General features: G+C 57.6%; 1 protein-coding gene. It reads left to right on the forward strand.

Annotation, left to right across the window (positions count from 1 at the left end):
• Positions 1-273, forward strand: a 273-nt coding sequence (locus IFT82_RS20410) for a transposase (RefSeq protein ID WP_192129951.1), incomplete at its 5' end; no start/stop codon positions are given.
• Positions 274-283 lie beyond the last annotated feature (10 nt).

The raw sequence follows: 283 nt of genomic DNA on the forward strand, positions 1-283 counted from the left end.
AGACTATTCGCCGATGGCGGCTATGCCGGGCAGAAGCTTGAAGCAGCGGTCGCGCACATTGATCGGCTGACAATCGAAATCATCAGACGGTCCGATCTGAAGGGCTTCATTATTCTGCCACGGCGCTGGGTCGTCGAACGTACCCTGGCGTGGCTCAACCGATGCCGGCGCCTGGCCAAGGACTGGGAGGTCTCCATTGCGTCATCCGAAGCGTGGATGGTTATCTCGTCCATCAGGCGAATGACGCGCCGTATTGCTAAACTCGAATTATGAGTCGGGCTCT

The sequence above is a fragment of the Sphingomonas sp. CFBP 8760 genome, from assembly GCF_014841615.1.
Taxonomy (GTDB): domain Bacteria; phylum Pseudomonadota; class Alphaproteobacteria; order Sphingomonadales; family Sphingomonadaceae; genus Sphingomonas.